The following is a 23,897-nucleotide window of genomic DNA, read 5'->3' as shown; positions in this document are numbered from 1 at the left end:
TAGGAATCAGGAATCGTTTGAATGGTCGTGTGTCAGCGCCGGCGAAAACGTGGTCTGCTTAAGAGTCGTCTGTTGCAGCGACTCAAGTTGAGACTGCATGGTAGCAAGACCTGAAAGTTGGAAACTGTTCATTGCCGAGACATAACTGGTGCGGTTTTGGATCATAGAGAAGATTTTTTCCCTCAGCAATTGGGGCGTGACTTCGCTCCATGGGATGTAGTCGAGAAGTCCTTTGGTCTCAAGGCAGGTTGCCCGAATCAGCTGTTCTTTCCTGGGAGTTTCTCTGGGGACGATCAGGGCTGGGGTTTTCTGAGTAAGAATTTCACAAATGGTATTATAGCCACCCATCGAGATAACGAGGTCAGATGCATTTATCAGTTCTTCAATTCGAGGATGAAAGTGAAGTGTTTTTATGCCGTGCTGCTTGGCACGGGCCTGGATTTTGTAGCGCTGCTCTTTAGGCATGAATGGGCCGGTGATGATAATCGATTTGAAAGGCAGTGAGGTAGGATAGTAATCGTGCATGGCCAGAAAATGTTCAACCACCTCTTTGCCATCACCGCCGCCACCTGTGGTTACCAGTACAAAAAGATCAGTGTCGAGAATCCGGTAACGTTTTCTCACTTTGCTCCAGGTATTGGTCGGCAGGGTTTTGCGCGGGATATAACCGGTAAAGGTTACCTTGTGCTGAACACTTTCAGGTATCTGATAATGACTGATAGGGTCATAAATATCCTGGTCTCCATACACCCATATTTGGTCATAGAGATTTTCCAGCGATTGATAGACACCTTTTGCCTGCCAGTCCTGGCGGATGGTGGTGTCATCATCGAGAATATCTCTCAGGCCAAGAATAGATGTGGTTTTAGGACTGTCTGTTTTCAGCCATTCCAGGGTCGGCAGCACTTCTTTTTTCAGGCCATGGGGCTCTTTATCGACAATGAACAGATCCGGGCGAAAAGTTTTTGCAGTGGCCAGAATTATATTGGTACGAATGCTCAGTGCCTGTTCCTGCTCAATGCGAATGGAAAGGGATTGATAGTCATCGTTGGTCTTTTTGATCATTCCGGGGATACGAACGAAGTCAACTTGCTCGGGAAATGGAAAGCGCCCAGCGATTGGAGATCCGGTAAGGATCAGGACATTGGTATTCTCACTACGCAGATGGCTTGCTATGGCCATGGTACGACGGATATGGCCCAGCCCATATGTGTCGTGGGAATACATCAATATATTAAAGGTCGAAGAATCACCCAACTGCATCACCAATAGTAAAGGAATTTAATATGTTGCCTGACGTTCGGGGGGAGATGGTTTTAAACGTTTATCTCACGGTAAGATAATTGTCAAGCGCCTGTTTGTCGAAATGAGACAGGGTTGGCCGCAGAATTATTCCCCTAAAAACAGCGTGAAGTGATGATGAGGCAATAGACGAAAAAAGCCTATTATCCGAATGCGGATAATGGGCTTTATATTTGATAGGTAAGTCAGCTTGTTAGCTGTTAAAAGCTCATGGTGAGTTTGTTGCTGACCATGATAATATTTTCTATATCACTATAGGTGCTGCGCTCTTTAAAAAGATCGCCCGTCTCCATGTAGCCGAAATGTATCTCGTAACTCAGGTTATCCAGAAATCTGTATACAAGGCCAAGATTGGCTTCCCAGCTCCCTTCATTGCTTACTTGATCTGTCTGCCATCGGTTCTGGGCAAAACCGAGTGCACCCTGTACGGTGAAATTTGCAGTTGCACTGTACTCTGCCGCGATTGCAAATCCTTTAATGGGTTCCTGGTCGGGCTGAGCGGCAAGAGATGTGGTTTTTAGCGGATCCCCGGATAAAATATCCGATTTGGTGCCGGTAATAAGCAATGGTTCATAGTTTCGAATTCTCAGTCCGGATTGCTCTGCCTCACCGAGCAATGCACCAAGGTCATATGTGGTAACCTTGTATACGCTGTGCGTTTCCAGATCAGCGGCATTGGCGCTATCGCAGAAAATGAGCTGCGTTGCCGCACTCAAGCTGAGCAGTGTGCCAAGTACCAGGCTGTATGTGAATTTTCTATGATTTATCATGGTCCTGTTTACTACTTACGTCTGTTTGCTTGGAGTTTGACTTAAGTATACGTAACATGTATTCCGAATGTCAAGCTCAGGTACAAAAAATTATACTGAAATTACATAATGGATCTGAAAAGACAAAATGTCAAGGCTAAAATTGGCTGAAGATAAAGGTATTAAAGAGATAATTCAGAAATTTGGCTGAACCTCCTGAAAATTTGGCGTAAAGCGGGGATCTTTGGGGAGGAAGAGTTCTCTTGCTGAAGGTCGGAAAGTGAGATATAGGTACAGCCTTAAAAAGATTTTTCTAAGCCCACCATTAAATACTATTAGTGATCTGTACAGGTGTTCATATGATCGATAAGAACAAATTTTTAGCGGCACTTTTCACAGTATTCCTGATAATCATCGGAATTACGTCTAACACTCAAGCCGCCCAGGCAAAAGATGTGCGAATTATTGTACTGCCGTTTAACGGAGACTCAAGTGGCGATTTTAGCTACTTGACCGACAGCATCAGAACCATGCTTTCTACCCGGCTTGCAGTAAAAGAGGGTATTGAGGTTGTGGATAAAGTGTTGACTGCTGATGATATTATCCTGTTGAACAAGGATGATATGGAAGATGGTGAGTATCTGCAGGTTTTGCATAACCTCAATACCGACTATCTTGTTTCCGGTGCGCTCTATTCACTGCAGACTGGCCTGAAAATCCAAATCAACGTAGCCGGTAATGATATCGCGGCCTCTGGCGGAGGAACTTTTACTTCACTTGCAGTGAGCGAAGATCATATACTGGAATCAGTGGAGCATCTGGTAGAGGATATTGCGGTACGTGCACTTGGGGTATCCGACAGATCTCCGGCTGTTGCTGCGAATGTTTCTTCAGGTTCTACCGGCATTGAGGCATTTAGTACCGAGCATCCTGAAAAAGTATTTAAAAAGGGTGTTTATGGCGGCTCTATCACTGCTGAAGATGGGGTGGCTGTTCGAGCCCTTGGTGTGCGGAAAAGCTCTGATCTGCCCTCTATGCTGGTCTCCATGGCCAGTGCGGACCTGAATGGCGACGGTAATCTGGAGGTTGTAGCTGCTTCAAGAACTGCTGTGGAAATTTTTCGGTTCGACGATACCCGTTTTGTGAAACTCGGGGGATATGCATTTCCTAAGAACTATAAGATACATGCTGTAAATGTTGCCGATCTCGATGGCAACGGCAATGTCGAGATTTATGTGAGCGGCAACAAAGGAAAATCTGTGGCCTCAGCCATTTTCAGATGGGACGCTGCCACAGGGCTAATTCCGTTACTCACAGACATTGATTGGTATATACGGCCGATGGTTCAGCCTGGTGTGGGGGCAATTCTTGCTGGTCAGATAGGGAATACTGACCCGCGTAGAGGTTATATCGGCGAAAAAGTCGTCTCCCTGGAACTGGGCGAAGGATTTACCGGGATAAAAAAGAGCACAGACCTTGCTTTACCACGTAATCTTCGACTTTTTGATTTCATATGGGCGGATCTTGATGGTAACGGCTCAGCTGAGATTGTAGCCATCGACAGCAGGGAGAAATTGCTGGTCTACGACAGCAGCAACAGCCTGATGTATGTGAGCGAAAAAAATTATGGCGGCAGCCGTAATTTCTTTGGACCGGCGCAGAGTGCTACGACCTCGATAAAAGACATGATCGGCAAGGGAGATGATGCCAAGGCGGAACGCCAGGTGCTTTTCATCCCAACCAGACTGCTGACCGCCGATTTAAACGGTGATGGCAAGCAGGAGATCATTGTTGCAAATAATGAAAGAACCACGCCAATGGCCATGGTCAATTTCAGAGAATACGATGGCGGCAAGGTCGTTGGCTTGAGCTGGAATGAAACCGAGATGGTTGAAGTCTGGCAGACCAATAAAATTGACGGTTATATAGCCGATTATGATTTTATTGATTCCGTACATAGCTCTTTCAGACCTTTTTCGGGTGATAGTGTGAGCACTTTATATATCAGCCAAATCCCGGACAATTTTATGTTTGGTCTCTCTATGCGCAGTAAAAGTAAGCTGTTACGCTATGTACTCGACCTTGTAGAGCAGGAATAAAAAATTGAACAGAACTCCAGTTGTATGTTGTGGTTTGGATTTGGTTTCATAAACCATTTCAGGAAGGTGCAATAAAAAGTATAAAAAATTTTACCTAAGGTAAAAAAACCTTGACACCTTTGCCGCTCGCGGCTAATAATCTCTGTAACTTTTGTAAGTATTGTAAAAGACTTTGCTGGGGATTGGAGCCTTGGCAAATTATACAACAGGCCTCGTTGTGGGGCGTATAATCCTTAAGGAGAAAAGAGATGAAAAAAGTTATTGTTGCTGCTGCCGGCCTTATGCTGGTAGGTACCATGGCTACCACTGCTATGGCAGAGTTCAAGTTCAGCGGAGACGCTCGTGCACGTTTTTACTATCAGGACAACTACGACGAGTTCAGAGAAGGTAAGATAAGCGACAGCGATACTCGTTGGAACTCGCGTGTACGTGTGAAGGTAGAGGCTACCACTAAGGGTGGCGCATACATGAAATCTCGTATCAAGTACTCTGACGGTACATTCGGTGAGGGTGAGAAGGAAGGTCAGTTTGCTGCTGACTACGCTTACATCGGTGTACCTTTCGGTCCGGTGACCGTAGAGGCTGGTCGCATGGTTCGTGACATCACCCCGTTCCTCTTCTTCGACGGTCGTGCAGAGGGCGTTCAGGTGAAGTACACCAATGACAACACTGGACTGGTTGTATTCTACGATATCGTAGATGAGAACCTGGCTACCGGAACTGAGATTACCGTAACTGATATCGGTGTTGATGATGACGGTAATGATGTTATTGGATTGGATGCAGATACTGTATACAACACCACCAATGACGACGATATTACCCGTCTCGGTTTCCTCCTCAACCAGAGTTTCTCTGGTGGCTGGGCTATGAATCTGGGTGGTTACTATGTGATCGATGACGTCAACGAGGACAGTGATGGACTCGCGGCAACCGCTAAAGTTACCGGTGCTTTCGGCGATATCGCTGTAGAGGCAGAGCTTGCCTACCAGGACGAGGAAATCAATGGCATCGATGATGGTTTCGGTATCTACGCTGGCGCCACCATCCCAGTTGGTCCTGCCTCTGTATACGCAATGGCCGGTGCCACCTTCGACGGTTACCAGTGGGATGCTGCTGACTTCGGTCCGTTCGCCATTTTCAACGATTACAGCCAGATTGCTACCGGTCCTAACCTCAGTGCGGAAGGTGAGACCCTGTTCCTCGTTGTTAACCCGACCTTCAAGGCTTCTGAGAAGCTGACCCTCGGTGCAGTTGCTTCTATAATCGATATTGACGCTTATGACCCCGAAGCTTCTGACGCTACCGTATGGGAAATCGGTGCAACCGCTTCCTACGCAGTGACCGATGGCGCTAAGCTGAACGGTATCATCGCTTACGGCGACACCGATGACCTCACCGAAGACGATCCTTTCGGTGTTGGTCTGTCCCTCGAGATTTCTTTCTAATTTGATCCTTATCTAAATTAGAACCGAGTCTTTTAAGGCGGGTTTCCTTCGGGAAGCCCGCCTTTTTGCGTTTGGCAAAAAGGGTTGTGAAATTCAATGTAATAGGCAACAGTTAGATATGGAACGAACACTACTCAACAGCCGCTGGCATGCACTCGTAATGGTTGCGGGTGGAGTGCTGCTCTCCACCATGGACAGTTCCATGATCAATGTTGCCCTCCCTGAGATCATGCTGCATTTTAATGTTGCCATGAGTCAGGTGCAGTTGGTGGTGTTGGTCTATTTGATGGTGATCACCTCTTCCCTGGTTGTCTGGGGACGGGTCGCTGATAGATTCGGGCCTATTCGAATTTACCTGGCCGGGATAACCATATTCGTTCTCGGCGCTCTTGGCTGCAGTATTTCACCTGAATTCCATATTCTCATTGGTTGCCGCTTGCTCCAGGCTCTTGGTGCTGCCATGATAATGGCTGCCGGGCCAGCTATTTTAAAGCTTACCAGCCCTGCGGCAAGTCTGGGTGGCACCCTTGGTCTGGTCGGTATCGCCACATCATTTGGCCTCATGAGTGGACCGATAATCAGCGGCATGTTGTTGCAATATGTTTCCTGGAGGGCGATTTTTGTAATTTCCGTCCCCTTGGCTGCGATGATTTTCCTGCTCGGTTGTAAAAAACTGCTGGATATGAAGGGGCAAAACTCATTACTGGGAACTAAAAACCATGAAACAGCAGACTGGAAAGGCGCTCTGGCCTGGGTGTTGCTGGTAGGCTGTTATGTACTGCTCCTGACGGACAATGATTTTATAAACAGCTGGTTTCTGCTATTTTTTCTGCTATTTTTTTTGGTAACCTTCCTGGTAATTGAGACACACGCTTCAAGCCCGATTCTCCCACTGTCGCTACTGAGAAAAAGATATTACTGGACCGGTGCCGCTGCAGCCTCATTATCCTTTGCAGCCCTTTTTATGGTTATCATTCTGGTACCTTTTTTCCTCAAGCTGGTGAAAGTCTTCGAACCCTCCGAAATCGGCCTGATAATGATGGCTGTGCCGGTGAGTCTGGTAATTGTATCACCATTTTCCGGATGGCTTTATGATCGTCTCGGCAGTGCCAGAGTAATCTCCACAACGGGTTTATTGCTGAGTTGCAGTTCGGTTTTTTTGTTGAGCAGGGTGAGTGCCGACACTGCATCCAGTACCTTGTTTCTGATACTGGTGGTCCTTGGCGCGGGGCAGTCCGTCTTTTTGTCACCAAATTCCGCTTCAGTTTTGACCAGGGTAGAAGACCGTTTTGCCGGAATAACATCGGGAATTCTCGCTACAGCGAGAAATTTCGGCATGTTAACCGGAGCGGGAGTTGCTACCGGTGCTTTCTCCTATTTCTTTGAGAAGCATTCCCATGGAGCCAGCCTCAATACATTTATGGTTAACTCTCAGTTGCATATCAATGCTTTCATTCATGCTCAGCAACAGACAATGACCATTGCCCTCATGCTATTAATTGCCGGTGTCATTTGTTCACTGCTCAGAAGTTGACGTATCTGATTTGACTTCTTTGGGTAGGGTGACCGTGGCGATTACTCCGTTTCCTTCCTTGTGTTCCAGAGAAAACTTCCCATGATGCAGGTCGATAATCTTTTGTACCAGGGTAAGGCCCATTCCTGTCCCATAGGTTTTGGTGGTAAAAAAAGGATCTGTAAGTTGACTTAATGTTGCTCCACCTGTACCTCTTCCGGTATCTATTATCCGTACCACTATCTCTGCCTCTGTTGCTCTGCATTCGACTGTTAGTTCACCACCGTCCGGCATCGCTTCTATACCGTTTTTAACTAATTGGAGAAAGACCTGTCGAAGCCGACCACCATCCACCATAACCAAGGGACTTTGGCCGGGTAGATCGAGGTTATAACGGATGCTGCTCTTTTTCATGGTGGTATAGAAAATCATCACCGAACGGCGTAGCAGGGGATACAGTGAGTGGGGGGCAATATTGAGTTCTGTCTCTTCGACGAAACTAAAGAGTTCTTCCAGCGTTGCTTCTATTTTCGCTGCTTCTTTTCGTATCAGGTTCAGAAAGTTGAGGATATAGCCGTCGTCTATCTTTCTGGCCAGCATTCGTGCCGTACCCCCGATGGAAGTTACTGGATTTCTTATGATATGAACAAGTTGTGCCGACATATGACCGACAGCCGAATATCTCTCTGAGGCAACGAGCAAATCCTTATTCAGTTCAAGTTCCTGGGTCACCTCTTCCAGTTCGTCTATTTTGCTCATCATATCTTCGTACAGATGACTGTGTTCAATTGCAAGACTGGCCTGGCTTGCGAAAACCTCAAGGGAGTGTAGATCTTCACTGGTGATGGGCTTTCTGGTGACGAAGTTGTCAACCAGGATAACCCCTAAAGAACGGGATGGGGACAATAGCGGAACCACCGCAAAGGTATCGTGATTGAGGATTTTCAGCATTTCCTCCGGAACATCGTAGTGCTCCGCCCTGCCATTGTTGACAACTATGGTTTTTTTCTGCAGGCATGATGCAATGAGTACATTGTTTTCTTCTGTTATGGGAATCTGCAATTGTCGGGCTATTTTGCTGACAGCCTCATCGCCCTCGGTGTCTGTTGATTGTATACGGTTGATAATATCCTGAAGGTTTAAATCGTTTTCCCTGATAGCATCCCAGACCCTGACCGCTTCCTCACGGCAGGCTGGTCCGAGAGCCAGACGGCCTATAAGGCGCTTGTCATCTTCATCCAATAGTGCCAGAAAGGCGCGGTTGAACCGCAGACCTTCTTCAGAAGTGATGCCAACCAATATGGCTTGGAGTATACCGGTTAATTCAACATTGTTGAGATAGACCGTGTTCATTTTCAGGTTCAGGCGGTGAAGAAACTGGGTGCGATAATTGGTGGCTTCAAGTTTACGCTGAAAGGTTCTGTTTTCAATGGCCAGTCGTCTTTTTTGCAGAGTGGACGTTACAACATGGTTAAAAAGATCAAGGCGCACGGGTTTAGTGAGGTAGTCATCAGCACCGTCGCGGAGGCAATCGAGCGCAGTGGCAAGATCGGTTGATCCTGTGACCATGATGATGCCGAGATCAGGGTATCGTGGTACCAGATCTTTAAGTATCTCTATGCCATCCTTGTCCGGGAGGCCGATATCGAGCAGGATGAGCGCGACTTTGCTGGTTTCAAGGAGGGTGTAGAGTTCCGTGGCATTACCTGCAGTGAGAACCCTTAATCCGAGGGTATTCATGTAGCGACTCAGCAGAACGACGATCTCAGGGGAATCTTCGACAATGACGACAAATTCATCCTCGTCCAGCAGGTCCATTGCTGAGTGGTTGAGCTCTGAAACTTGTCTGCTGAGGAGTTTGACCATGGTGGAGGCTACCCTTATCCGTCTGCTATCAAGGTCTCTGCTGCACGGTTTGTTGAAGAACACTCAATACGATCGCGAGGCGAATTTTCGTCAGAGATGAAGCCGCATCTCTCTTCACAGCTTTGGGGAAATGAGAATTTCGCCTACTCCTGTTTGTTTTTCTATTGTATACTCGACCGATTGTTTTTTGAAATGTATTGATCACTTCCTCCATATTGAAAAATGGCCAACAGGCTAAACAGCTACAATAGGCAGCCCAGGTATGTCTGATTTCTTCTCCCCAACAGGGCTTCTGGCTCAATACCTTGATGATTTTGAACCCAGGGATGGGCAACGGGCAATGTCCGAAGCCGTTGCTGCGCTTATCCACGATTCGAACGAGTACGAGCAGGAGCACGGTCGGATTCTGGTAGTCGAGGCTGAGACCGGTATAGGGAAAACCCTTGCATATCTGGTACCTGCCATTGAGAGTGGGCAAAGGGTCGTGATCTCGACTGCAACGCTGAACCTGCAGGATCAGATCATGAACAAAGAGATCCCTTTAATTGAAAAGGTTCTCGGCAAAAAAGTACCCGCTCTCTGTATCAAAGGCAGGCAAAACTATTTATGTTTGTATCGTTGGTACCAGCATCGCTCAACTGGCCAGCAATCACTGTTTGAAGAAAAAGAAATCGATAGCATTGATGATTGGCTCATCACAACTGAAACAGGTGACCGTGCAGAGTTGGAGTGGCTCTCCGAGCGATCCCCTTTGTGGCCCAAAATCTCCGCCCATTCCAATCAGTGCCTCGGAGGTGACTGCCCTGAAGGAGCACTCTGTTTCGTCAATCAGCTCAGAAAACAGGCTGGCTCAGCCTCGGTACTGATTGTTAACCATCATCTGTTCTTTTCTGATCTGGCCATACGGCAGGCAGGCTACGGTGAAGTACTGCCAAGATATGAGGGAGTCATTTTTGATGAAGCCCATCACATTGAGAATGTGGCAACTTCCTTTTTCGGTAAATCATTCAGCCAGTATCAACTCATTGATCTGTTGGCCGATATGGAAAGGCAGGCTGAGCAAGATCTTGATCCACAGGGTACAGAGCGTATACTCGCCATGGCACGAGGGCTCAAAACCCGGACTGATGAGTTTGCATCACTGTTCCCGGCATCAGTAGGAAAATTTCATCTCAAGGAATTCCTCAGCCAGTTTTCCCAATCTGCCTGGCGTACTGAAGTTGAGTTGCTCGCCAGGGGTATCCAGCGTATGGCTGAAGAAGCGGGCTTGATGCAAAGTGCAGGAGATGGTTGGGCTACGCTTGAGAACAGAGCTCTTGAGTTGCGTTCGAATCTGTTGTCGATAGCGTTGCCGGATTCACTTTCTGAACAACAAACAGGTATGGAAGGAAGTAGTTTCGTTTACTGGTATGAGCGTCGTGAGCGGTCAGTGGCAATCTCAGCCACACCAATCAATGTGGATAACCTCTTGCAGCGCACCCTGTATCGTACGGTGGAATGGTGTGTATTGACTTCCGCAACACTTTCTTCCGGCGGCAATTTCAGTTATATGCGGAAGCGGCTTGGGCTTGATGATTCTGTGGAGTTTCTCAGATTTCCGTCTCCTTTCGATTACCAGAACAGGACAAAGCTCTACATCCCGCCGTTAAGTTTCCCAGAACCTTCCGATCAGAACTTTCAACAGCGTGTTGCGGAACAGGTGACTGAAATCCTGAAACTGAGTAAAGGCAGGGGGCTGGTGCTCTGTACAAGTTTTCGTGGCATGGAGCACCTGGCAGCACATCTGGAGCAGGAATTGGAATATCCTGTACTGGTGCAGGGGAGAGGGGCGAGAAATGCGCTCTTGAAAAGTTTCAGGGAAACGAATAACTCTGTACTGGTAGCTGTAGCAAGTTTCTGGGAAGGTGTAGACGTCCAGGGCGATTCTTTAAGCTGCGTTATCATAGATAAACTTCCTTTCGAAGTGCCGTCAGATCCGGTGATTCAGGCACGAATTGAATCTATCAATGAGCAGGGCGGTAACGCATTTTTTGATTTTCAGGTGCCACGTGCTGTCTTGACCCTGCGACAGGGAGTGGGCAGATTGATGAGGGCTGCAACAGATAGGGGAGTCATCGCGATTATGGATGTGCGGCTCTTTACCAAGGGCTACGGTCGACGATTCAGACAGAGTTTGCCGTCATCACCCATTGTTCGGAAGCTCTCGCCAATTGCCGACTTTTTTGCATCGTCATCCTCTGAAGATAAATAAACAGATTTTGTAGAAACGGGTAGAAATACAGATGGAAAAACAACAACTGATGGCTGCTATTGTGGCTGAATCACAGACCATAGATACGGTCATTGGGGATGACATAGATCGACTGCAGGGCACCGTGGATCCGTTACTTACAGAGGTACTCCGCTATGGCCTGCTCCAGGGCGGCAAACGAGTGCGACCACTGCTTGTTGTTCTTGCTGCAAGGATTTGTGGTTGCAACAGCCGTGACGTCTACTCGTTAGCTACCGCTTTCGAGTATCTGCACGCAGCAACCCTTTTTCACGATGATGTCATTGATAACGCCGATACCAGAAGGGGGCATCCCTCTGTTTATAAAAAATTCGGTATTATTTCTGCCATCCTGGCTGGTGATTTTCTCCATGCCCGTTCCATGGAAATCGTAGGTAAACTGGTCGGTGACGAAGGGCTTCGTGTATTTTGCGGAGCCACTGCCGGAATGGTTGATGGCGAATTCATGCAGCTGCGTAATGCCTCCCAACTGAACCTCAGTGAGCTTGACTATTATGATGCAATCATGGGCAAAACTGGTGTGCTGATTGCTGCGTCCTGTGAGGTTGGAGCAATCTATGGCGGAGCAAGTCCGGAGCAGCGTATGGCTTTGCGTGATTATGGAGTCGGCCTTGGTTGCGCTTTTCAGATGGTTGACGATTTGCTCGATTATAATGGCGATCAGGTCAACACAGGTAAAGCAGTGGGCAACGACCTGGCAGAAGGAAAAATGACCTTGCCGCTTATCATTGCCTTATCAAGAGCCGACCAGGCAGATAAGGAGGAGTTGGAGAAAATTATTGCCTCTCCAGAACATCGCGAAGCCGGGTTCGACAAGGTTCACAGGCTGATTGTGAAGTATGATGGTTTTACTGAAACCAGGCACCGGGCCGAAGAGGCTGTGGCCAAGGCGGTAAAGGCGTTGGAAATCTTTGGGGACGAAACAGCTTCAGCCGAAAAAGATGTTCTCATCGGTCTTGCCTACTATGTTTTGAGTCGTAACAAGTAGACTTCTAATCAGACGATTGATACCTAATAAGAAAATATTTTCCTATTCTTCCGATAGACTTCGATAGTATCCTGTAATGGCAACTAATCAAAAGACAACAGTCAGGAAAGCGACAAAAAGCAAAACCAGAGCTGCCCGGTCTCAATCTACTGCCGGCAGAAAAAGAGTATCTCAAAAAAAGAAGAGCCGATCTTTTCCGATCAAGTCGCTCCTCATAGTTATCTCGCTGCTTACCTTGCTGCTGATTACAGTGGGTGCTGTTGGTTATGTTATTTTCTTTCGAACGGTGTTAGCCTGATTAATCATTAGAACAGACTGCGTCAGATTGTGGGGTGTTTGGCAGTAAAACATGGTTGTTGGCTAACTAACTGAGTTGTCTAGAAACTGTCGTCACATAGACGAACCTGCGATAACATCTTGTTGAATAACGAGAGCAATTGAATTATGGCACTGTCCTAAAACAATTGCCTATTCTTTAGCGCAATCAAAAGAACATGAAAAATTCGGGCTAACCGGTAACGATCAGCGAACAGCTTGATATACCAGGGTGGTCCGATACCTCATACGCTAGCTCTATCTCATAGAATTAAAACTCTGGTAAAGAGTGTGGGATACGGAATTACGGTCAGTTTGTTTTCTTGCTGGATCACAAAAACAATGCTTCTTCATAGCGCAAAAAAGGAGTGATTCATGGCAGACAACACGATTCGAGTAGGCATTATCGGCACAGGTACGCACGGTTCTCGTTATGCGAACCACGTGGTGAACGATGTGGAGGGGCTCGTTCTTGCGGCAACCAGCCGCCGTTCCATAAACGGAAAAGAACAGGCGAAAGAGTGGGGCGCAACGTTCCATGACGACTGGCGTGAACTTGTGTCCAACGAGGAAGTTCAGGCTATTATTGCTGTAGTTCCTCCCAAAATTAACCTGGATATTGCCAGATATTGTGCTGAGCTTGGTAAACCGCTGCTGATGGAGAAACCGCTGGGGAGAAACGGTGGCGAGGCCGGGGAGATTGTGGCGGTGCTGGAGGCACAAAAATCCCAGCTTACAGTTGGTCAGACACTTCGCTATAACCCTGTCATACAAGCGCTTCAGTACCAGTTACCAACTATGGGTAAACTGCATTCTTTTGCGGTAAACCAACGCATAGAACCATCTTCCCTCGCCTGGCATGATGATCCGGATGAGGCTGGTGCGGGCGTAGTTATACACACCGCAGTCCATATTTTTGATTCCCTGAGAGTTATTACCGGTCAGAAGATTACACGGGTGATTGCAGCAGCAAGGTCTTTCCACGGCAAACGGTTGGAAGACCTGGTAACGATGCTGGCTGAATTCGAAGATGGAACGATCGGTACCGTGGATGTCTCGAAAGTTGGAAATGCCAGGAGCGGACGTTGGGAATTTATCTGTCAGGAAGGCCAGCTCCATGGTGAACAGATTTTTCACCGAATCAGCAGGATCGTTGGAGCCCAAAAGACAGAGGAGGAACAGTTCAAACCTTCGCCCACTATTTTACATCTGCTCACAGACTGGAGGGATTTTTTATTGGGCAAAATCCCGAATCCAGTCTCTGGTGAGGATGGTCTCTATACAGTAAAAGTTTGTGATGCCTGTTTGCGTTCAGCCAGAACAGGAGGGTGGGTTTCACTGTAGCAGCCTGTGGTCAGGGATTTGCCGGTTTAGAAATAGACAGTATAGAGTGCAACCAACCAGAGAATTCCCGAAAGGGCGATGGAGAGAAGTACTGCGGCGCTTCCCATATCCTTGGCCCTCTTGGCATAGATGTTGTAATCCGGGGAGACCAGATCTACGACGGATTCAATGGCGGAATTCAGAAGCTCGACTACTAATACCAGACAATTTGCTGAGAAGAGAAGTGCCTTGAATTCGATTGATACCGGAATCAGATAAAGAGCAGGCAGCAGCAGCAGAAACAGAAGAACTTCCTGACGGAAAGCCTCTTCATGATTCAGGCCGGAGCGAATTCCTGCCATGGAGTAAAAAAATGCTGCAAAGACGCGAGATAAACCTCGTTTGTTGGATTTCATAGTAGACTGTAATTTGCTGGATAGGCGACCAGGTTGTTGCTGTGGTCTGATTACCTGCAGCATTAATAGCTAAGATTTTTTAAGAAATATTTGAAAAACTGGTACGTTATTATGACTAAAGTGTTTTCAAGTGACAATGAAAATCTGCATGTTGTCCGCATTCAGCGTTCGGAAGGAAAACTTTCTACAGAGCTTGATGGTGAAACCGTTATATTGGACACTCAGACAGGAGGCTACAGCTCTCTCGATTCCATAGGTACGATTATCTGGAATGTTCTGGAGCAACCGGTGCTTGTAAAAAACATTATCGATAAAATTCTATCGGAGTATGAGGTGGAGCAGGAGGAGTGCCGGCAAGATGTTCTGGACTTTCTGGCTGACCTTCACGATCGTGGACTGGTAACCGTTCGTATCGATTAAATACGATAGCTCAGTGGCAACAGTCTGAAGCACACCAAAAAAGCAGCTCCTTTTAAAAGGGGCTGCTTTTTTCGTTGCCGATACAGGTAAATTATTTTGAGCGGATCAGTGCTTAAAAGAGCGCTGGCCGGTATACATCATCGCCACTTTGGGATCGGCTTCGTTGCAGGCCTCAATGGTTTCAAAATCACGCATGGAACCACCTGCCTGGAGAATTGCGGTAATGCCTTGCTTGATTCCCACGTCAGCACCATCCCTGAATGGGAAAAATGCATCCGAGATCATTGTGCAACCAGGCAAACCGGCTCGATCGGCCTGGACTTTGGCGTCGATCTCTTCTTTTTCTTCGATTTTCTTCTCACCTTTACTGATAGCCAGCACAAGGTCAGCATAGGAAATGTTGTGGGTGTCGAAACAGATGATATCCGCATACTTGATATATGCTTTATGAACCGCAATTTCAGCCACACCAACCCGATCTTGCTCACCGGTGCCGATGCCGACGGTGCAACCATCTTTAACATAAAGAACAGAGTTGGAGGTAACACCGTGCTCAATGGCCCAGCCGAAAATCATATCATCGATTTCCTGCGGGGTAGGTTGCCGTTCACATTTATACTCCTGGCCTTTCCAGGTGGAAACGGCAGGCTGTAGATCGCTTAAGGAGCGGATTGAATTAACGGCTGACTGCTGGGCGATGATGCCACCATCAATGAGACTCTTGAAGTCTACAAAACGGTGCTTCTCGAAATCGCTGAGACGATCAATTCGGTCCATCTTGATAATTCGCAGATTCTTGCGGCGTGAGAGAATTTCAAGAGTTCCCTCTTCAAACTCAGGGGCACAGACAACTTCAAGGTAGTTACCGGCAAGGAGTTCGGCTGTAGCAAGATCACAAGCACGGCTCATAACCACAGCTCCGCCGAAGGCGGCAATTCTGTCTGCACGGTTTGCGCGGTTGAAAGCATCTGCCATTGTTGCACCATAGGCAGCTCCACATGGATTATTATGCTTGAGTATTACCGCAGCAGGTTTATCCACCAGGTATTTGAGAATATTTAAACCGTTATCAATATCGGTGAGGTTGATTTTGCCAGGGTGCTTGCCGACCTGAAGCATATCCTCAACAGCGATGGATGAGACCAGGCCATTGCCGGCCTCAATGTATTTGCAGTCGCCGAGGGCGAGGTTACCGTTCACCAGCTCATAGAGGGCGGCCTCCTGGTCAGGGTTTTCACCGTAGCGGATACCGCGCTCTTCTATGGTGCCGTCTTCACCTGTGATTTTCCAGGTCCGTTTTTTGTAGACAAGCTTTTGGTCACCAAAGCTGATGGTCATCTCCATCGGGAACTGATCACCAAGTATGGTGGAGTACATTTTTTTCAGGTCGCTCATGGTAGGCTCCGTAATCTATTGAATGGAAATAAGGCTGAGAATTTAAGAAGTGTATTGTCTACAATATTACGATCAGTTATTGAAGTAAATTACTCTACTATACCACCAATATCTGTATTTGGTGAAATTGAAATACAACCTATTCAGACCTGAACTTTAGCGTTCCGGCTGTTCAGGAAGGTATGCAAGGTCTCGATTCTCCATCGGTGAACATACGGCATGTCTCTGGCGTAGGATTGGTATGGTCCGCTTTAGATAACAGCTTGGCACAGCGGTATTTTCATGTCAAGCACGGCCATGGGTCTGCCGGTATGAAGCAGCGTCAAACCAATGATGTTTACAGGATCGCCTTGCCACTTTTCCGATATCTGTACCGGAGCCTATGAGTCAGCCCTAATCTGCAATAATGGAGGTAGAGTAGGGCGCCACTGCTGTATCGTCTGCAATCGTGACGTCTTCAAGAACCGAATAGGCTCCTACTATAACATTGTTCCCAACCTGGCAATTTCTTAAGATAACTCCCTGACGGATAAGGCACTGCTCGCCGACGGTGCAAGATTTGGTGATTGTGACACCTTTTTCGATCAGACTATCACCACCAACAGTTGAGTCGTTTGATATTGTTATAGTTTCGGGCAATTGAAGTGTAACACCCTCCATCATGACAGCCTCGTTTCTTCGTTTCTGTAGCTCACGGTCGGCCTGGGCAAGTTCCACCCGGGAATTGACGCCAAGAACGTCACCACTTCTTGGAGCAATGTATTTCTCTACCAGAAGATCCTGATGCACAGCAATGGCTACGATATCGGTCAAATACACTTCACCCTGGCTGTTATCGGTGCCAACTTGTTTTAAGGCCTGAAAGAGAAATTTACGTTTTACGCAATAGATCCCGGCGTTGATCTCAGAGATTTTTTTCTGTTCACTGGAGGCGTCTTTTTCTTCGACTATGCCAAGAACTCTCTGATTGGCATCACTCAAAATCCTGCCATAGTTTTTGGGATTGTCCAGCATGGTCGTCATCACCGTAAGGACAGCACCCGATTCAGTATGCTTATTATACATCTCAATGAGGGTATCCGGTTGTATCAGCGGAGTGTCGCCGCAAAGAACCATGACGGTTTCCACATCAACGGGTACTGAATCCTCGGCAATCAGAACGGCATGACCTGTTCCCAGTTGCTCTTCTTGGGTTACCGGGGTGATATCATACTGTGGCAAAGCTGCAATAACTTCTTCCTTTTGATGACCGACAATGACAATGGTGTGTGCAGCCTGTAAGCCGTTGGCTGCATCCAATACATGGTGGACCATCGGTGCCCCGAAGACAGGGTGCAATACCTTGGCTTTTAAGGACTTCATCCGGGTGCCTTTGCCGGCAGCGAGTATGATTATTGATAGTGGTGTTGTGTTACCCATTGATTTCCTCTGATAGATATTCAGCGTTTTTCCCGGATTTCTTATCAGCTCATGCAGGGGCAGGGAGGATACCCGTCAGCGGGAGTATCTGGTTACTACCAAAATACTGAAGTAGAAGCGAATTGCAGATTTGGCTGAAAATCGCATCCGTTTCATTGTTTCTGCAAAAAACTTACGAGAAATTCGGTTGAGCGGATTGAGACGGTAAATAAGAATCCTGCAAGTTATACGAGTGACATGAGTTTTTTGCAAGTGCCGGTTCTTCGATATGAACCAGACGTCCCTTGTCGATATGGATGATTCTATCGGCTAATTGCAGGCTGGCTGGTCTGTGCGTAATGATAATTACGGTTTTTTGCTGAAATGCAGGGCGGTTTTCCTGCAAAAAAGCTATCTCACCTTCCGGGTCGAACATTGCTGTTGCTTCATCCAGAATGAGTATTGGTGAATTCATAAGCAATGCGCGTGCAAGCGAAAGCCTTTGTTTCTGGCCACCCGAAAGTTTAACACCGTGATCACCTATGATGGTATCAAAACCGCCAGGAAGTTCGGAAATAAACTTACTGGAGTGAGATGCGTGTGCTGCCTTGAGAATTTCCTCATCACTGGCATCAGGCCTGGCGAAACGGATGTTGTCTTTAACCGTGGTGTTGAAAAGCATCACGTTTTGCTGGACATAACCAATCTGCCTGCGCAGGCTATTCAGGGAAACACTGGAAATGTCTGTACCATCTATGGTGATGGTACCTTTGTCCGGGGAATAGAGGCGCATGAGAAGGTGAGCAATCGTGGATTTTCCGGAACCGTTTTCACCAACAATAGCTATCAGTTCCCCTTTGGAAATGGAAAGAGAAAAATCATTGATGATAGTCGTTCGTCCAGGGTAGGAAAAGCATACTCGATCAAAAGAAATTGTACCGTCAACTGTCTGAAGCGGTGGGCCGCCATCGAGATCTTCGGGGGCGAGGTGCAGAACATCCAATAATTTGTCGGCTGCACTTCTGGTACGCTGGATCTGGCCATAAATGTCGGCAAGCCTGCTGATGGGCTGGGTAAGCAGCATACCATACATCACTACAGTGACTATCTCTCCAGTGCTGATAGCACCAGAAGCAATATGCTCACCTGCCAGAAATAGAATGAGAAGGACTATTGAGGTGGCCAGGAATTTTATAACAGGTGCTAACCGGCCTTGTTCTCGAATGTATTGAGCGTTGAGGTTGAAAAGTCGTTCATTGCTGGCCGTAAATCTCTGGTTTTCATGACGCTCTCTGTTAGATGCTTTTATGAGTGCAAGCGCTCCGAGGTTCTCTTCAGCAAGAGAGAAGGTAGCTGCATATTGATCCATGAGTTTTTTGGAAATAGGTCTGATTTGCCGCCCCAGCAGTTTTATGGCGATAAAAAAAATTGGAACCAGAAATGTGATGAGTGAAGCGATAAGAGGGCTAATCAGTGCGACGCAGAGAACTGCACCAGCAGCGGTAAGCAATTGTGGCAAAATACTTATTAAGGTGCCAGTAACGAAAAAGCTGATGATCGCGCTTTCATTGGTAATCAGTGCGAGCGTCTCACCGTGCTTGCGTTCATTGTGAAATGATAACGGCAAACTTTGCAGATGCGTATAAATCCTGTTTCGCATTCTGGTAAGCATTCTTTCACTGGTGGTAGAGGACAAAACGCCGTGAAAATAGCCAAAAATGGTTTGGACGATAATTATTAAAAACCAGATACCTAATATTTGTTGATATGAAAAAATCGAATCAGAGCTGTCTGTTAAGATGGTGTTGGTCAGTTGTCCGGCAATCCATGGAGTGCATAATGCAAGACCATTTTCAATGAGCATCAGGCCAATGAGTAGAAGGAGAACACCACGTTTGGGAGTTATAGTTCCAGCAAGTGCTATATATTGAGATATTCGACTCATTTGGGCCTGTGGTAAGAAATTTGCATCATGGTTAGTGCTATATTGGGCCCCAGATTAGCATGGATAGCTCCATAGTGCCATCGGGTAACATAACAATTTTACGCAGAAAGAAATTTAAACGGAGCCTCGCCAGACGCCACATTCAAAAAAGGAATAGAAAAAGGGTATTTTCTTACCTGTAATTAACAGAAAGCTAAAAGAGACCAGATACAAGGATAGGACAGGAATAAAACAGTAGTGCTCCAGGTTGACTGATCATCGAACATTATTTTCAAAAGCGGATATATAAATGCGAAGGAGGGAGTAATGGCAGCACAGAGGATCAAAGAGTACCGGCCAACTGAAGATGAAGAGTACATGAATGAGCGTCAACTCGAATTTTTCAGAGTTCAGCTTGTCACACGGCGAGTTGAACTGGTGGCTTCAATTGCAGGTTTTTCAAAAAACTTAAAAGAGACCAATATTCGTAAGCCGGATCCGGTAGACCAAAGCTCAAATCACACAGATATGAGCCGAGACTTGCAGACGAGACATCGACAGCAGAAATTGATACGGGATATCGATTATGCGCTTGAACGAATTGCAGATCGGGAATATGGCTATTGTGAAGTGAGTGGTGAAGAAATCGGTTTGAGGCGATTGCTTGCTCGTCCAGTGGCGACAATGAGTGTTGACGTGCAGGAAATGTATGAGCGTAAAGCGAGTGGCCATCAACGGTTTGCTGTCACATCGTGTGTGATATAGAAAGGTACAGTTTGATTTTTTTGTTTATGTATAAAGAATTGGCGGCGACCCTGCCTCCCACACAGTTTCCCATGCAGTACCATCGGCGATAGATAAGCGACGCAGCGAGCGGCGCCATCTCGACCCGACCGAAGGGGTGAACTTTTCAGGAAACTTCCGTGTTTGTGATGGGAAAGGGCGGAGCCTCTTCGCTATGACTGTAGAAAAACATTTTGGCCGTGAACAGATAGGGGGAGGGGAGAAGTGAGAAGTGTTTAAGAACGCTTTACGTTTTACCTCTGGCTTCTGACTTCTACCCTCAGACCAGTGCTCAATCGCAATTTACACAACAAAAAGCCCCGATCAGAAATAATCTGATCGGGGCTTTTTGTATAAAAAATCGGCGGCGACCTACTCTCCCACACAGTCTCCCATGCAGTACCATCGGCGCTGAAGAGCTGATCCTGAGAAGGTCACGGGTTGGGATGGTGCTGCTGGTAAGGAGACGTGAGCCCGGTAATATGGCTATATACCGGGCTCGCAAGCGACGCAGCGAGCGGCGCCATATCGACTCGACCGAAGGGGTGAACTTTTCAGGAAACTTCCGTGTTCGTGATGGGAACGGGTGGAGCCTCTTCGCTATGACTGTAGAAAAACCTTTTGGCCATGAACAGATAGGGGGAGGGGAGAAGTGAGAAGTGTTTAAGAAGTAAGCGGTAATTAAACCCCACTCACATTTCCAGCTATTCGTAGATCGTCAGCTTTTAAATTCATCGGCAAAAGTTTCAACAGCTCTGAACGAGATTCTGCAAACGGTAATTTTTCAAATAGATATCGAAGGTAGTTATACGGTTCCAAATTATTGGCCTTGGCTGTTTCAACCAGGCTATAGATCACGGCGCTCGCCTTAGCACCTTCCTGTGTTCCTGCAAACAGCCAGTTTTTTCTGCCAACGACAAATGGGCGTATTGCGTTCTCAGCGGCATTATTGTCCGGCGTCATTTCAGGAATATCGAGGTAGACCAATAAGCGTTTCCACTGGTTGAGGGTATAATTCACCGCAGATCCAAGCAAACTCTTCGGTGTCACTTGGCTAGACTTTTTGCTCAGCCAAAGGAAGAAATCTTCCAGAATCGGCCGAGCCTTTTTTCGACGCAAGGCAAGCAGGTCTTCATCTGCAAGACCTTGTTTAGCTGCCTCTTTTTCAATTGCATAAATTTGTCGAATATAGTTCAGCGCTACATCGGTGCTGCCCGCCTTTTTGGTTTTGCCACGACCTTTTTGTGCATCAACAAATTTACGGCGAACATGAGCCCAACAGCCAGCGTGGGCAATATTCGGTTGCGTATCAAGAAAGTCGTACCCAGCGTAACCATCTGATTGCACGGCTCCACGATATCCCGCAAGCAGCTCCCTTGCAATTTTGGCTGAACGACTTGGAGCATAATGATAGATCAGGCCGGGATGATGTGGATCACCACCGCGACATATCCACATATACGATTTAGTTGTTGGTGACCGCCCCGGTTCAGCCAGAACCTGAACCGAGGTTTCATCGATATTGATTAACGGACCGGAATGAATCTCTCGCCACAGCAGTTCAAGAAGTGGTGTGCAGGCACCGGCAGCTTTCATTGCCCAATTAGCCATGGTTGCCCTGGGTATTTCAGCTCCCAGCCGGGAAAATTGTCTTTCCTGCCGGTAAAATGGCAGTGCATCACAGAATTTTGCAGTAAGTATATGGGCGAGTAAGCCCGCGGTAGCAATTCCCTTGCTGATAATCTGCTTTGGCGGTGGTGCAATTTTCACCACTGGCCCTTCAGACTCCAATCCTTCACAGGCTTTACAAGCATATTTAGGGCGAATATGACGCACAACCCGTATAATAGCTGGGACGATATCCAACTTTTCGGAAATATCCTCACCTATACGATCCAGCTCCGCCCCACAATTGCAGACTTTATCATCTTCGGGAATGTCATGTACGATTTCGACCCTGGGCAGGTTAGCCGGTAACGGCTTGCGGCCTCGTTTCGCTCGAGTATGTTCAGGGACTTCAACAACCTCGGCAACTGGCTCAACCTCAGGTTCAGGCATGTCAAAGAGAGGCAGTTGCATCACGCCTGCTTCGGCTCCTCCTTTTTCACTTTTTTTGCCAAACAGTTTGGCATAGAGTAGACGAACCTGCTCTCGTAAAAGCTCGGTTTCCCGCTCGTAACGACGTTGGGTTTCAACGAGAAGTCGTTTGAGTTCTGCCGGGTCATCAGGAAGGTTTGCTGTATCGAAATTCATGTGTGCAATATACCACATAAACATTGCCATAACAGCTAGTTCAAGCAATATTTCCATAAATATTATGATACTGAATTGTAGCTAAGTTGCATGTGAGCCTGTTGCACATCAAGCCCATGTAAAAGCCACTGCAAAGCAGTTTCATGGACTTCAATTACCTCTTCTTCTGATTCCGGCCAACGAAAGACATCTGCCTCAAGTCGTTTTTGCCAGATGCAAAAACCATTTTGATACCAGTAAAGGATCTTGACCATATCCCTTTTCCTATTACAGAAAGCGAACAGACTGCCCGAGAAAAGATCGAGGTCAAACTGATCTTCAACAAGAAGAGACAAACCGTTTATTGACTTGCGCATATCGGTAACCCCGAGAGCAATGTAGACTCGGACATTTGCTGGAGTGGGAATCATGTTAGCTGCTCCAGGGTCTTCACAGCTTTTTTCAATTGTTCGGCGCAGAAGTCACTCTGAATTTCGAGCTTAAATCGATTGACATGTACTGCGATGCTAGCAGGAGAAGCCGTAACAGGATTATCTGGAAGTGTTGCTGGTACAGTAAGTGGGTAAAACGCAACCTGCCTATCATTCAGGTTTTTTAGTTTGCGCTTCCAGTAGCCAAATGTCGCCAGAGCAATGCCGTGCGATTGACAATAGGTTTTCTGACTCAGATTACTTGATTGCCAAGCAGTGATATGTTTTTGCCAGTATTCCTGCTTCTGCTGTAGTTTCGAGATTGTGCCGTTCACGATGTATACCTCCTTGGTTATGGTGAGGCATACTGGAACATGAATTTATAGGACTGAAAAGATGGGGTTTATTGGTCGCTTACTTTAAGAACGCTTTACGTTTTACCTCTGGCTTCTGACTTCTACCCTCAGACCAGTGCTCAATCGCAATTTACACAACAAAAAGCCCCGACCAGAAATAATCTGATCGGGGCTTTTGTATAAAGAATCGGCGGCGACCTACTCTCCCACACAGTCTCCCATGCAGTACCATCGGCGCTGAAGAGCTTAACTTCCGTGTTCGGAATGGGAACGGGTGGAGCCTCTTCGCTATGACCGCCGAAAAATTCGGCGAACCTTCATCAGCACTCAATCTTTTCACGATCAGCCCGCTCGGCATACCTGGTTGTATAACCAACCGGTCTGCTGGTAAAAATATTGAGCGCTGCTGAACGTTCGTATCAATTAAGAGATACTGACGAATATTCAAAAATGTTCGATAATCGAATAGTAGGGTAGTAGTAGTTGTATTTAATCAAAAGAAGTGGATAAGCCGCACGGCTTATTAGTATCAGTTAGCTCCACGTGTTGCCACGCTTCCACACCTGACCTATCAACGTTGTAGTCTACAACGAGCCTTCAGATGGCTAATGCCATGGGAAATCTCATCTTAGAGTGGGCTTCCCGCTTA

19 protein-coding genes and 2 rRNA genes (1 of these 21 cut by a window edge) are annotated in these 23,897 nt (G+C 47.0%); 9 read left to right on the top strand and 12 right to left on the bottom strand.

The genetic code is table 11. The annotated features are described in order from the left end of the window. Positions 1 to 6: 6 nt before the first annotated feature. Entirely contained in the window at positions 7 to 1,257 is a 1,251-nt protein-coding gene (locus FCL45_RS22345; RefSeq protein ID WP_228721399.1) for a glycosyltransferase family protein, read from the bottom strand. Positions 1,258 to 1,502: 245 nt separating this feature from the next. Further along, a complete protein-coding gene (locus FCL45_RS22340; RefSeq protein WP_136795562.1) occupies positions 1,503 to 2,072 on the bottom strand; it encodes a hypothetical protein in 570 nt (189 codons plus the stop codon). A gap of 338 nt (positions 2,073 to 2,410) precedes the next feature. Between FCL45_RS22340 and FCL45_RS22335 the strand changes: the two genes are divergently transcribed. From FCL45_RS22335 to FCL45_RS22325, 3 genes are all read left to right on the top strand, one after another. Then, positions 2,411 to 4,150, top strand: coding sequence for an FG-GAP repeat domain-containing protein (locus tag FCL45_RS22335; RefSeq protein ID WP_136795561.1), 1,740 nt, complete (start codon positions 2,411 to 2,413; stop codon positions 4,148 to 4,150). A gap of 248 nt (positions 4,151 to 4,398) precedes the next feature. Beyond that, positions 4,399 to 5,598 carry a porin gene (locus tag FCL45_RS22330; protein WP_136795560.1) on the top strand — a complete coding sequence of 400 codons (1,200 nt, stop codon included), beginning with the start codon at positions 4,399 to 4,401 and terminating at the stop codon, positions 5,596 to 5,598. A 118-nt stretch (positions 5,599 to 5,716) separates the two neighbouring features. Beyond that, positions 5,717 to 7,132, top strand: a complete 1,416-nt coding sequence (locus FCL45_RS22325) for an MFS transporter (protein WP_136795559.1) — start codon at positions 5,717 to 5,719, stop codon at positions 7,130 to 7,132. Here the strand turns inward: FCL45_RS22325 and FCL45_RS22320 are convergent. After that, a complete protein-coding gene (locus FCL45_RS22320) occupies positions 7,115 to 8,977 on the bottom strand; it encodes a response regulator (RefSeq protein ID WP_136795558.1) in 1,863 nt (620 codons plus the stop codon). The two genes, FCL45_RS22325 and FCL45_RS22320, sit on opposite strands and share 18 nt — an antisense overlap. Positions 8,978 to 9,239: 262 nt before the next feature. Here FCL45_RS22320 and FCL45_RS22315 point away from each other — a divergent pair, with 262 nt between their 5' ends. The 3 genes from FCL45_RS22315 (at position 9,240) to FCL45_RS22305 (ending at position 13,914) form a co-directional block, all read left to right on the top strand. Continuing rightward, a complete protein-coding gene (locus FCL45_RS22315) occupies positions 9,240 to 11,228 on the top strand; it encodes a DNA repair helicase YoaA (RefSeq protein WP_136795557.1) in 1,989 nt (662 codons plus the stop codon). A gap of 31 nt (positions 11,229 to 11,259) precedes the next feature. Beyond that, positions 11,260 to 12,255 (top strand): polyprenyl synthetase family protein, encoded by a 996-nt coding sequence (locus tag FCL45_RS22310; protein ID WP_136795556.1) that lies wholly within the window; start codon positions 11,260 to 11,262, stop codon positions 12,253 to 12,255. Between the two features lie 690 nt (positions 12,256 to 12,945). Further along, positions 12,946 to 13,914: a Gfo/Idh/MocA family protein gene (locus tag FCL45_RS22305; RefSeq protein ID WP_136795555.1), complete on the top strand. Its 969-nt coding sequence runs from the start codon at positions 12,946 to 12,948 to the stop codon at positions 13,912 to 13,914. Positions 13,915 to 13,940: 26 nt separating this feature from the next. Here FCL45_RS22305 and FCL45_RS22300 read toward each other — a convergent pair whose 3' ends face one another. Next, positions 13,941 to 14,309 (bottom strand): diacylglycerol kinase, encoded by a 369-nt coding sequence (locus FCL45_RS22300; protein ID WP_136795554.1) that lies wholly within the window; start codon positions 14,307 to 14,309, stop codon positions 13,941 to 13,943. 111 nt (positions 14,310 to 14,420) lie between these two features. Between FCL45_RS22300 and FCL45_RS22295 the strand changes: the two genes are divergently transcribed. Further along, positions 14,421 to 14,729, top strand: coding sequence for a lasso peptide biosynthesis PqqD family chaperone (locus tag FCL45_RS22295; protein ID WP_136795553.1), 309 nt, complete (start codon positions 14,421 to 14,423; stop codon positions 14,727 to 14,729). Between the two features lie 105 nt (positions 14,730 to 14,834). Here FCL45_RS22295 and FCL45_RS22290 read toward each other — a convergent pair whose 3' ends face one another. The 3 genes from FCL45_RS22290 to FCL45_RS22280 all read right to left on the bottom strand — a co-directional run bounded on the left by FCL45_RS22290 (position 14,835) and on the right by FCL45_RS22280 (position 19,467). Continuing rightward, the gene (locus tag FCL45_RS22290; protein ID WP_136795552.1) at positions 14,835 to 16,124 is read right to left on the bottom strand and encodes an IMP cyclohydrolase; all 1,290 of its coding nucleotides are present in this window, start codon (positions 16,122 to 16,124) and stop codon (positions 14,835 to 14,837) included. Between the two features lie 393 nt (positions 16,125 to 16,517). Next, positions 16,518 to 17,543, bottom strand: coding sequence for a bifunctional UDP-N-acetylglucosamine diphosphorylase/glucosamine-1-phosphate N-acetyltransferase GlmU (locus FCL45_RS22285; RefSeq protein ID WP_136795551.1), 1,026 nt, complete (start codon positions 17,541 to 17,543; stop codon positions 16,518 to 16,520). Between the two features lie 172 nt (positions 17,544 to 17,715). Further along, on the bottom strand, positions 17,716 to 19,467 hold the full coding sequence (locus FCL45_RS22280; protein WP_136795550.1) for an ABC transporter ATP-binding protein: 1,752 nt from the start codon (positions 19,465 to 19,467) through the stop codon (positions 17,716 to 17,718). A 306-nt stretch (positions 19,468 to 19,773) separates the two neighbouring features. Between FCL45_RS22280 and FCL45_RS22275 the strand changes: the two genes are divergently transcribed. Beyond that, a complete protein-coding gene (locus FCL45_RS22275) occupies positions 19,774 to 20,211 on the top strand; it encodes a TraR/DksA family transcriptional regulator (RefSeq protein WP_136795549.1) in 438 nt (145 codons plus the stop codon). Between the two features lie 500 nt (positions 20,212 to 20,711). Further along, the gene (locus tag FCL45_RS22270) at positions 20,712 to 20,885 is read left to right on the top strand and encodes a hypothetical protein (protein WP_176360084.1); all 174 of its coding nucleotides are present in this window, start codon (positions 20,712 to 20,714) and stop codon (positions 20,883 to 20,885) included. Positions 20,886 to 20,910: 25 nt separating this feature from the next. Here the strand turns inward: FCL45_RS22270 and tnpC are convergent, their stop codons facing one another. The 5 genes from tnpC to FCL45_RS22245 form a co-directional block, all read right to left on the bottom strand. Then, positions 20,911 to 22,482, bottom strand: a complete 1,572-nt coding sequence (gene tnpC / locus FCL45_RS22265) for an IS66 family transposase (RefSeq protein ID WP_420811227.1) — start codon at positions 22,480 to 22,482, stop codon at positions 20,911 to 20,913. Between the two features lie 62 nt (positions 22,483 to 22,544). Then, positions 22,545 to 22,892: an IS66 family insertion sequence element accessory protein TnpB gene (gene tnpB, locus FCL45_RS22260; protein WP_136800062.1), complete on the bottom strand. Its 348-nt coding sequence runs from the start codon at positions 22,890 to 22,892 to the stop codon at positions 22,545 to 22,547. Beyond that, the gene (tnpA, locus tag FCL45_RS22255) at positions 22,889 to 23,227 is read right to left on the bottom strand and encodes an IS66 family insertion sequence element accessory protein TnpA (RefSeq protein WP_136800063.1); all 339 of its coding nucleotides are present in this window, start codon (positions 23,225 to 23,227) and stop codon (positions 22,889 to 22,891) included. The genes tnpB and tnpA overlap by 4 nt, the downstream gene beginning before the upstream one ends. A gap of 206 nt (positions 23,228 to 23,433) precedes the next feature. Further along, positions 23,434 to 23,550 (bottom strand): 5S ribosomal RNA (gene rrf / locus FCL45_RS22250). A gap of 200 nt (positions 23,551 to 23,750) precedes the next feature. Beyond that, positions 23,751 to 23,897 (bottom strand): 23S ribosomal RNA (locus tag FCL45_RS22245) (it continues 2,766 nt past the right edge of the window).

The organism is Desulfosediminicola ganghwensis (assembly GCF_005116675.2).
Classification (GTDB): Bacteria; Desulfobacterota; Desulfobulbia; order Desulfobulbales; family Desulfocapsaceae; genus Desulfopila; species Desulfopila ganghwensis.
Note: the sequence above shows the minus strand (reverse complement) of the source record. Positions and strands in the feature narration are given on the sequence as shown.

Coding starts and splice junctions, on each gene's coding strand:
- FCL45_RS22340 (WP_136795562.1), bottom strand. CDS start 2,072: ATGATAAATCATAGAAAATTCACATACAGCCTGGTACTTGGCACACTG.
- FCL45_RS22335 (WP_136795561.1), top strand. CDS start 2,411: ATGATCGATAAGAACAAATTTTTAGCGGCACTTTTCACAGTATTCCTG.
- FCL45_RS22330 (WP_136795560.1), top strand. CDS start 4,399: ATGAAAAAAGTTATTGTTGCTGCTGCCGGCCTTATGCTGGTAGGTACC.
- FCL45_RS22325 (WP_136795559.1), top strand. CDS start 5,717: ATGGAACGAACACTACTCAACAGCCGCTGGCATGCACTCGTAATGGTT.
- FCL45_RS22320 (WP_136795558.1), bottom strand. CDS start 8,977: ATGGTCAAACTCCTCAGCAGACAAGTTTCAGAGCTCAACCACTCAGCA.
- FCL45_RS22315 (WP_136795557.1), top strand. CDS start 9,240: ATGTCTGATTTCTTCTCCCCAACAGGGCTTCTGGCTCAATACCTTGAT.
- FCL45_RS22310 (WP_136795556.1), top strand. CDS start 11,260: ATGGAAAAACAACAACTGATGGCTGCTATTGTGGCTGAATCACAGACC.
- FCL45_RS22305 (WP_136795555.1), top strand. CDS start 12,946: ATGGCAGACAACACGATTCGAGTAGGCATTATCGGCACAGGTACGCAC.
- FCL45_RS22300 (WP_136795554.1), bottom strand. CDS start 14,309: ATGAAATCCAACAAACGAGGTTTATCTCGCGTCTTTGCAGCATTTTTT.
- FCL45_RS22295 (WP_136795553.1), top strand. CDS start 14,421: ATGACTAAAGTGTTTTCAAGTGACAATGAAAATCTGCATGTTGTCCGC.
- FCL45_RS22290 (WP_136795552.1), bottom strand. CDS start 16,124: ATGAGCGACCTGAAAAAAATGTACTCCACCATACTTGGTGATCAGTTC.
- FCL45_RS22285 (WP_136795551.1), bottom strand. CDS start 17,543: ATGGGTAACACAACACCACTATCAATAATCATACTCGCTGCCGGCAAA.
- FCL45_RS22280 (WP_136795550.1), bottom strand. CDS start 19,467: ATGAGTCGAATATCTCAATATATAGCACTTGCTGGAACTATAACTCCC.
- FCL45_RS22275 (WP_136795549.1), top strand. CDS start 19,774: ATGGCAGCACAGAGGATCAAAGAGTACCGGCCAACTGAAGATGAAGAG.
- FCL45_RS22270 (WP_176360084.1), top strand. CDS start 20,712: ATGGCTATATACCGGGCTCGCAAGCGACGCAGCGAGCGGCGCCATATC.
- tnpC (WP_420811227.1), bottom strand. CDS start 22,482: ATGAATTTCGATACAGCAAACCTTCCTGATGACCCGGCAGAACTCAAA.
- tnpB (WP_136800062.1), bottom strand. CDS start 22,892: ATGATTCCCACTCCAGCAAATGTCCGAGTCTACATTGCTCTCGGGGTT.